The following is an 8679-nucleotide window of genomic DNA, read 5'->3' on the forward strand; positions in this document are numbered from 1 at the left end:
GTCAGCGCGTGGCCGAAGCGGGCGCCGCTGCCGTTGCCGCTGACGCTGCCGTTCCCGGCGCAGGCCGGGCGTCGACACGCTGGCCAGGCTGGACCTTCTGCCAGCCGTCGACGATCACGCGCTCGCCGGGCTTCAGGCCATCGCGGACGGTCCAGCGACCTTCGCCTTGCTCGCCGAGACCAATGTTGCGGCGGACCACGGTGCCGTCGTCCGCGACGAGCGCCACGCTGGCCACGCCGTTGTCCAGTTGCACGGCCCGTTCCGGAATCCGGATGCCTTGCTGGTTGCCCGCCGTGATGATGCGGCCGCGTACGAACTGCCCGGGCAACAGCGTGCGTGACGGATTGGCGAATTGAGCGCGCACCGTTTGCGTGCCCGTGGATGGCTCGACGACCAGATCGGTGAAGTCCAGAAAGCCACGCTCGCCATAGATCTGGCCGTTGGCGAGCAGCAGTTCGACCTCGACATGCTTCATATCGATCGCCTTACGTGTGCCTGACTGAATCTGCTGCTCGACATCGAGCAGCGCGGCATTCGATTGCGCGAACACCGCATTGATCGGCGTGAGCTGATTGACCTGCGCGAGCAGCGTTGCCGCGCCGGCGCTGACGAGCGCGCCTTCGGTGACGAGCGCGCGGCCCACGCGCCCGGCAATCGGCGTGCGGACGATGCAGCGTTCGAGCCGCAAGTTGGCGAGCGTCACGGCGGCCTGCGCATCGGCGACGCTCGCCTGGCCCTGCTGCATCGTGGCGAGTGCGTCGTCATATTCCTGTGCGCTGACCGCGTGACGGGCGACCAATGGCTTGAAGCGCTCCACCACCGACGCCGCATTGTCACGCACGGCGGTGGCGCGCGTCAGCGCGGCCTGCGCCTGCTGCAACTGCGCGCGATAGTCGCGCGCGTCGATCTGGAATAGCGGCGCGTTCGCCGGCAGGTCCCTGCCTTCCTGATAGAGCGTGCGTTCGACGATGCCGTCGACCCGTGCGCGGATCTCCGCGGTGCGGACCGCCTCGATCCGGCCGGGCAATTCGACAACCTCCGGCACCAACGACGAGGAGACTGTTTCGACCAGCACGGGAACCGGCGGCATCACCGCAGGCGCATCCTGCCTGTCGCCGCATGCGGCAAGCACCAGCGGCAGACCGGCGATCAGAATGGACACGACACGACTACGCAGGCTGGACGCGGAGCAGGGCAAGAGAAACTCCTCAGTGAAGGCACTCTTCGTTTGCGCTTCAGATCGGTTGCAGTCTTACGGTCTTGCTGTTTTATCGCGGCAGTTTTTCGCCTGTCAAATTCCCGCGCGCCACCGCGATTGAAGCCAATACGATGCGGGCTGCGGGCGAATAAAGTCTAATCCATGTGGCCACTGTGCGGCGCGTCGGAAGTGGTTGTTATCCGAAAGAACGTGGCATGTTAACCGCTCGTCAATTAAGTCTTTTCAAACCGGGTTTATGGCGAGAGCGACTTGAATCGGACGCAATCGATATAAATGACCGTTGGATATATGACTACCCGGTAAAACCGGGGAGCCGTGCATCGACGCATCGGACTGTTCGGCTAGTCGAATGGACATGCGCCCAGATCCTCGACACCAGTTCGATGTCTAGCGCACTGGCGCGTCCGGGGAGCTCAAAGTGCGCACGCTCAACGCCGGATCGTGCGCGATCGACGCTTCGGAAAACGGCATGCGCAGCCAGCGCTGCGCCGCATAGTCGCGCGTCGCATCGGCGTAATGAGGCGACGCCGGGTCGTCGGATTCGGACGACGCGAGCAAGGTCCGCGCGAGCACTTCGTCGCCGGCGAACGACACGATCTGCAAGTAGCTGTCGCCGGCCGGGTTGACGTTCATCGAAGCGCCGCGCGCATCGAACGGATGGGCCGCGCACGCGGCGGTGAAGTAGCCGCCCGCGTCGCAACCGCCGAACAGCGGGATGCGCTCGGCGTTGCGCTGCACGTAGAGCGCGGCGCTGCGCGGCGCATCGATTGCGATGCCGGCTTTCTCGAGCGCCGCGATCGCATCGTGCAGCGCGGCGGCGAGTTTGGCGGGATCGGCGGCGATGCCCGCGGGCGTCGTCAGCGGTTGGGCGGGATCGAACGGCACCGCGTACAGTTGCGCCGGCGGGATCGTCAGCAGGCGTCGCCACAACTCGTCCCAAAGCGTCGCGCCGACGGCGCCGGCGGCGGCCGTGTCGTCCCATGCCGCGAGCACCTTGCAGGCTTGATGCAGCTCATTGGCGCTTGCGGCGATATTTGCAGCGGTATACGCAGCGGCGTTCGCACCCGCCGTTGCGCCGCTGCCGCACAGACGATCGAGCACCGGCCGCTTGAACAGAAGCGCCGACATCGAACGGCTGTCGAGCGCGGCACGGCCGAGCGCGTCGGCGGACACGCCTGCCGGATCGCTTTGCAATTGCGTAGCGATGCTGTGACCGAGGCGCGTGCGCAGCGATTGCGGCGCATTCGTCGCGCCGATGATCTGCGCGTAGCCGGTCAGCGGCGCAGCCGGATTGCTGAGCCAGTAGCTGCCGTTGAAATTGCCGACATAGTCGCGCCGCAGCAGGCCCGGCATCTGCGCGACCGGCAACGCGCGATGCTGCACCGAGCCGGGCTGATCGCGCCAGTCGCAATCGCTGCGCGAACCGTCGAGGACCGGCACGCCCGGCATCGACTGCCCGAGCGCCTTGCCGACCGGCGGCGTGCAGCGCAGGACCAACTCGTCGGGTACGTCCGGCACCGCGCCGATGTCCGCGTACCACACGCGTGGATCGCCCCGGCCGATCGCCAGCGTATTCACCCACGGCAGCGCCGCATTCTTCTTCTGGATGCGGATGAAGTCGTCGAGCGAGTTCGCCTGGTTCCATTCGAGGAAGTTTTCGAACACGCGGAAGTTGTCGGCATTGATATCGCGCAGCGCGAAAGCCTGCTGCGCATTCCAGGCCAGCGCGGGCGACAGCGCGCCGAGATTGACGAGCGGGCCGAAGCGCGAACGATACAGCGTGCGCGCAACGGTATGGATCGAACCATCGGCCGCGCGTGCGTCGACGTTCAACTGCGTCGGCGTCATCGTCTCGGTCTTGCCGTCGATCTGGTAGCGGGTCGGCGAGCCCGGCACGAGCGTCAGCTTGAACAGGCCGAAGCGCTTCGCGGTGGAGACCGTATGCGCCCACGCGACGTTCTCGTTGAAGCCCATCACGATCAAAGGTACACCGAGGAAAGACACGCCGCTGACATTGAGCTTGCCGGGGATCGTCAGTTGCGCCTGGTAGAAGCGATCCGGGCCGGTCCAGAACCAGTGCGGATTGCCGAGCAGCAACGCGCTGCCGGTGTGCGTTACATCCGCGCCGAACGCAAGTCCGTTGCTGCCGATCCCGGCCTCGCCGCCGAGGTAGGCGAGCGGCGCGCTGGCGGCGCGTTCGGTCTTGCCGGTCCCGTGCGCATCTTCACGTTCCTGCTCGCGCGACGCGTCCGGCGACTGCCCGAGCGCAAGCGGCGGCTTCGCTTTCGCGATCGCATTGACGAAGCGCATTGCGCCGCCGGCCAGGTTCGCCGCATAAAGCCGCCGGTAAATGTCGGCGCTGCCGATCTTGCCGGCCCACGGCGCCGCGCGGCATGCAGCGTGCTCGCCGGGAAAATCCCCGTGCGCAAGCTCGCCGACATAGCGGTTGTAGCCCGCCACGAAGCCGTCGATCAACGCGCGCATCTCGGCGGTCTGACTGTGCCGATAGCGCGAGACGGCCGCATCGTCGACGACGAAACGGAAGAAGAAGTCGGCATCGAGATTGTCGGGCTGTCCGAAGGTCGCTTCGGCAGCAGGGCGCGCGTCTGCACCGAAGTAGCGCGAACGTTCGCCGCGATAGGTGACGAAGCCGTCGGCCAGCGTGCACAGATTGTCCTGCGCCTGCACGTAGCCATAGCCGTAGCCGAGGCTGCCCCAGTCGCCGGCCTTCACATGCGCAATGCCGAGGGTGGTGCGGCGGATCTCGACCTCATACGGTCCCGCGTGCGCGCCGACGTCGGTACTCGGGACGGCGCAGCTTTGCAAGCCGAATGCGCAGGGCAGGGCGGCGAGCAGACGGACGACGGGGCCGCAACGGCGCAGGGAGGCATTCACGGGCATAGCGTATTGACGAGTGTCCTGTTGGCGGTGACGGACTTAACGCAATCGCACCGGATCACGACGTGCCGGTGGCAACCGGCGCCTTACTCCCCCGGACTCACACCAGCGATCGAAGCTTCGACATCGCCCGGAACAGCCGCTGACGCCAATATCCCGCTCACGCCCGCGCTTCTCGCGACCGCTCGCCCCTGGCGGCGCGTCACCCGGCGCTTCAGATACAGCAGCACCGCGCTCACCACACCATACATCATCGTGACGATGAACGCCGCCTGCAACAGCGATTGCGGCGCATAGCTCGACACGTCCTGCGAGCGGTGCAGCAGCTCGTCATAAGGGATCACATAGCCCAGCGACGTATCCTGCACAATCGCGAGGACCGAACTGATCAGCGCCGGCAACATGCTGCGCAGCGCCTGCGGCAGCACGACATACGACATCGCCTGAGACGGCCGCATGCCGAGCGCGAGCGCGGCCTCGCGCTGTCCGCGCGGCAAGGACAGAATGCCCGCGCGCCCGACTTCGGCCGTCAGCGCCGAGTGCTGCAACGCCATCGCGAATACGAGGAAGCCGAGCGCCGGCCAGTCGAAGCCGAGCGCGGGCAACTCGATCACCATGAACAGGATCAGCAGCAGCAACGGGATCGCGCGGAAAAACCCGATATACGCGCCGGCCAGCCGGCGGATCCACGGCCGCTGCGACAGCCGCCAGAGGGCGAGCGGAAACGCCATCGCGGCCGCGCACGCCCGCCGATCTCGCGCAGCACAACTGCCTGCGCTATCTGCATCCGGAGGGCGATCCGCGCTGGCATCTGTCGGATGGGACGAGCGTGCAGTGGGTGATGCCATCGGGCAATCTGCAGTCGGATCATTCGGAGCTGTTGCTGGAGGCGACGCGCGCGGGGCTCGGAATCGCCGGGTTCGAAATCTGGCTGATCCGCGATCTGCTGGTGAGCGGCGAAGTGGAAGTCGCGCTGCCGCGCTACCGGCTCGAAAACGCACTGACCGGCCGGCAGATTTATATGGCCTATCTGCCGAACCGGCGCTTTTCGACCAAGGTGCGCGTGCTGCGCGAGTTCATGGCGGAGCGGCTGAAGGGCATCGGCGAGTTGCCCGACCGGACACTGCTGCCGTCTTTAGCGGCGGGCGATCCCGCTTCAGTGCGGCGCTGACGGCAAGGCTGGTCAGATTGCGCTGCGGGCCGTCGAGGCATCTCCATCGCACAAGCAACTTGCGCACGCGCGATCGGGCGAAGGGCAGGGGCAATCAAATACCCGCCGAACCCCATGCCCTCGCTCTCACTACTGCTCCGGAAAGCGCAGCCTCGAATGATTCGAGGCGAACTACATGACATTCTGGCTGGGCCCAGGCATACTGCGCGCGAGCCGCGCCAACAGTGTCATCGGCGCAAACTCGCGCAGCGCCGGCAACACATGGGGAGTCTGCGGGTGCCGCGCAAACGCGCGGCACGCGACAGGCGCGCCAATGACCCATTGCGCGCCCAATGAAAAAGAGGAGAAAGCATGTCAATCGATATGGCGAGTTTCACGCCGGGCTGGTCCCTGACCGGCGGTCTGGTGATCGGTGCCGCGGCCGCGGTGCTCGTCTTGTTCAACGGCCGGATCGCCGGCATCAGCGGTATTCTCGGCGGCCTGCTGGGCAAGCCCCGCAACGATGCGGGATGGCGGATCGCCTTTCTTGCGGGGCTGGTCGGCGCCCCCGTGCTGGCAAGTCTGCTGGGACAATCGATTGCGCCGGACATTCAGGCCGGATGGGGCGAAATACTCATCGCCGGTTTGCTGGTCGGCGCCGGCACGCGCTATGCAAGCGGCTGTACCAGCGGCCACGGCGTCTGCGGGATCTCGCGTGGGTCGGTCCGTTCGCTCGTGGCCACGGCGACATTCATGGCAAGCGGTTTTCTGACCGTGTTCGTGACCCGACATCTGCTGGGAGGCTGAGATGGGATTGCTCACAGCGTTAGTTTCGGGACTTCTGTTTGGCATCGGCCTGATGGTCTCCGGCATGGCAAACCCGGCGAAGGTGCAGGGGTTTCTCGACCTCGCCGGACATTGGGATCCGTCGCTTGCATTCGTCATGGCTGGCGCGATCGCCGTCGGCCTGATCGCGTTCCTGCTTGCAAAACGCCGCAACCGCTCCCTGCTGGGCTTACCGATGCTGATTCCGCCCGCCAGCGCCGTCACGTCGAGACTGGTGCTGGGAAGCGCGCTGTTCGGCGTGGGCTGGGGCCTCGCCGGGTTCTGTCCGGGGCCCGCGCTGGTTGCACTGGGCGGCGGCTTTCCCAAAGCATGGGGATTTGTGGCGGCAATGCTTGCCGGCATGGCGGCGTTCGAGTTGCTTGAGGGCGTCAAGTTGCGCCGCAAGCAAGTCAACGAGCAGAGGCAACGCGGAGCATAAGTCGCGCGATGGCGTGAATCGAAGTGTTGTGATCGAACGCCAGTCAATACGGAACCCGCCGGGCGCGGTGATCCATCCAGTCGCACCGCATCGGCCTGGCGCACCTTTGACATGGATCATCGGATGCGCGCGGCCGGTTCGACTTTCGCGTCATAACTGCATTCGATCGCGCGCCAGAATCCGCATAACTGAGGATGAACCTCGTCGTGCCAGCGTGGGCCCGTGAAAAGATCGTAGTGATCGCACTGGCCGACGGTCACGCGGCGCTGCCGCGGCGCGTCCGGCGCATGGCATAGCGCGTGCGCGCAATGCGTCTGGCCCGCGCCCGTGATGTCGTCGCAGTCGCCTTCGATCGTGCAAAGTGGCACTTGCGCAAGCGCGCCGGTATCCACGCACCGCCCATCGATCGACCACGCTCCCCGCGCGAGCAGCTGCTCGTGGAAAACCACGCCAAGCATATCCAGGAAGTAACACTCGCTCATATCCACGACGGCGGCATACTCATTCAATGAACGGAGCGCCGTTTGAGCATCGTGCAGATTGCCGCTGAGCCAATTCGACCAGTAGCGCGCCTCCAGGTCGAGTTGACGCGCGGGATGCGCGGTCACGATCGCAGCCTGCTGGATGAAGCCCGGATAGACGCGGCGTCCCGCCCCAAGGTATGGCGGCGGCACTTCGTCGATCAGGTTGTCGCGAAACCAGCGCAGCGACCGGGAACTGGCGAAGCGATCCACGGAAGTCGGATCCAGGCGCGTATCGATCGGTCCGCCCAGCAGCGCGACACTGGCGAAGGGCGGTGTGCCGTTGCTTGCCAGCAGACTGGCGGCGGCGAGGGCAGGCACACACGCCTGGCAGACGGCGACGAGGTGCGCCGGCGCCCCCTGTGCGCGAACCTTCCGGATGTAGCGTTCGAGCGCGCGGACGTAATCCGCCAGCGCGAGCGGGCCGGCCGCGAGTGGCACGTCGCGGGCATCGGCCCAGTCGGTGATATAGACGACGTCGCAGGTTTCGAGCAGCGTTTCGACCGTTTCCCGCAGCATGACTGCGTGATGCCCCGCGAGTGGCGCACAGAGAATAACGGGCCGGTTCCCAGGTGGGGCGGCAATGCTGCTGGCCCGTGTGAATTTGCGCAGCGTGCCGATCGGCATTTCATCGGCAATGCATTCTTCGACGGGAATCCATTCGCCGCCGCTCTGCACCGCGCCTATCGCAAACGGCGGAGCGGTCTCGAAGGCGCACGTGGACCGGATCAGCCAGTCGCGCGCGGCACGGGGCGCGCCGGCGGCGGCCCACTGCGCGCCATGCCATCCGCTGACGATGAGCGCGGTATCAGCGAACGCCTTGGCGAGACGCCGCTGCGTATCGAGTAGGTCGTACCACATGGGCGCCTCTTCGGAGCAGACATGCTGCCAATGATGCCGCGCGGTCGCCGGATGATGGCACGGCACGTGCGGCGCACGAAGCTCAGGCTGCCGGGCCGCCGCTTCCGGTGGTCACCGGTCCGACGCGCGGGCAGGGCTGACAAGCCGGTAATCGCTGCGCCGTCCACCGCGCCGCTTCAGTCCCGGAGCGAATTCAGTGTCGCTGCCCGTGCCGCCTGCGGGCAGATCAGGCTTGGGCGGCGTGGCGGCGGCGGGCACTTCGCCCCTCCTGTCCCCGTGTATGAGCGGGGGCGAACGGCGAACCTTAGTGTGAGCGTAGACCATCCGACTGAATTTCCCAATGCGGCGCACGCCAGGAAGCGGCGCGGGGAGGCGGTCGGGTCGAACGGTATCACAACATCGCCGATGCTCGAACGGAATAATCCTGCGATTCAGCGGCAGTAGACACGTGCGCGGAGCAGACCCGCTGTTTTGCGAGTTAGCACACGGGAATTGGGACGCTCAATTTTCAAGTCGACATGGCAGGTGCCACACCCTCAATAATGAAAGCGCGATAATCCCCCCTTTGAAGCGATGTTCGCATGCAGCCTGATACGAAGGATTGGTATACCAGGTCTTCGCGTCATCGAACGAAGGAAATTCGAGCATCATCATGTCTATATGAACGCCTCCCGTTTGCGACGGTTTTTCGTGTGTTCAGACGACGACAGGATGGGTTGCAGCTCTATATCCGGGCTTGTTGCAGCCTGATACGCTGCGGCCCACT

The 8679-nt window shown here is 65.7% G+C and carries 7 protein-coding genes and 1 pseudogene; 3 read left to right on the forward strand and 5 right to left on the reverse strand.

The features are described 5' to 3' along the window. Window position 1: 1 nt before the first annotated feature. From HV744_RS13220 to HV744_RS13230, 3 genes are all read right to left on the reverse strand, one after another. A complete protein-coding gene (locus HV744_RS13220) occupies window positions 2–1162 on the reverse strand; it encodes an efflux RND transporter periplasmic adaptor subunit (protein WP_246279024.1) in 1161 nt (386 codons plus the stop codon). Window positions 1163–1606: 444 nt separating this feature from the next. After that, window positions 1607–4102: a penicillin acylase family protein gene (locus HV744_RS13225; RefSeq protein ID WP_484555893.1), complete on the reverse strand. Its 2496-nt coding sequence runs from the start codon at window positions 4100–4102 to the stop codon at window positions 1607–1609. Between the two features lie 101 nt (window positions 4103–4203). Beyond that, entirely contained in the window at window positions 4204–4848 is a 645-nt protein-coding gene (locus HV744_RS13230; protein WP_175149945.1) for an amino acid ABC transporter permease, read from the reverse strand. A gap of 2 nt (window positions 4849–4850) precedes the next feature. On the opposite strand from HV744_RS13230, the pseudogene HV744_RS13235 reads away from it, so the two are divergent. From HV744_RS13235 to HV744_RS13245, 3 genes and pseudogenes are all read left to right on the forward strand, one after another. Then, window positions 4851–5288, forward strand: a pseudogene (locus HV744_RS13235) (LysR substrate-binding domain-containing protein); the annotation flags it as partial. A 351-nt stretch (window positions 5289–5639) separates the two neighbouring features. After that, window positions 5640–6074: a YeeE/YedE family protein gene (locus tag HV744_RS13240; protein ID WP_175149946.1), complete on the forward strand. Its 435-nt coding sequence runs from the start codon at window positions 5640–5642 to the stop codon at window positions 6072–6074. Between the two features lies 1 nt (window position 6075). After that, entirely contained in the window at window positions 6076–6531 is a 456-nt protein-coding gene (locus tag HV744_RS13245) for a YeeE/YedE family protein (RefSeq protein WP_175149947.1), read from the forward strand. A gap of 116 nt (window positions 6532–6647) precedes the next feature. Here HV744_RS13245 and phaZ read toward each other — a convergent pair whose 3' ends face one another. Both phaZ and HV744_RS38455 read right to left on the reverse strand, forming a co-directional pair. Then, window positions 6648–7913, reverse strand: a complete 1266-nt coding sequence (gene phaZ / locus HV744_RS13250) for a polyhydroxyalkanoate depolymerase (protein WP_175149948.1) — start codon at window positions 7911–7913, stop codon at window positions 6648–6650. A gap of 501 nt (window positions 7914–8414) precedes the next feature. Continuing rightward, window positions 8415–8567 (reverse strand): DUF1330 domain-containing protein, encoded by a 153-nt coding sequence (locus HV744_RS38455; protein WP_425497705.1) that lies wholly within the window; start codon window positions 8565–8567, stop codon window positions 8415–8417. Window positions 8568–8679: the final 112 nt, after the last annotated feature.

Origin of the sequence: Paraburkholderia ultramafica, from assembly GCF_902859915.1 — a bacterium.
Taxonomy (GTDB): domain Bacteria; phylum Pseudomonadota; class Gammaproteobacteria; order Burkholderiales; family Burkholderiaceae; genus Paraburkholderia; species Paraburkholderia ultramafica.

Coding starts and splice junctions, on each gene's coding strand:
- HV744_RS13230 (WP_175149945.1), bottom strand. CDS start 4,848: ATGGCGTTTCCGCTCGCCCTCTGGCGGCTGTCGCAGCGGCCGTGGATC.
- HV744_RS13240 (WP_175149946.1), top strand. CDS start 5,640: ATGTCAATCGATATGGCGAGTTTCACGCCGGGCTGGTCCCTGACCGGC.
- HV744_RS13245 (WP_175149947.1), top strand. CDS start 6,076: ATGGGATTGCTCACAGCGTTAGTTTCGGGACTTCTGTTTGGCATCGGC.
- phaZ (WP_175149948.1), bottom strand. CDS start 7,913: ATGTGGTACGACCTACTCGATACGCAGCGGCGTCTCGCCAAGGCGTTC.
- HV744_RS38455 (WP_425497705.1), bottom strand. CDS start 8,567: ATGATGATGCTCGAATTTCCTTCGTTCGATGACGCGAAGACCTGGTAT.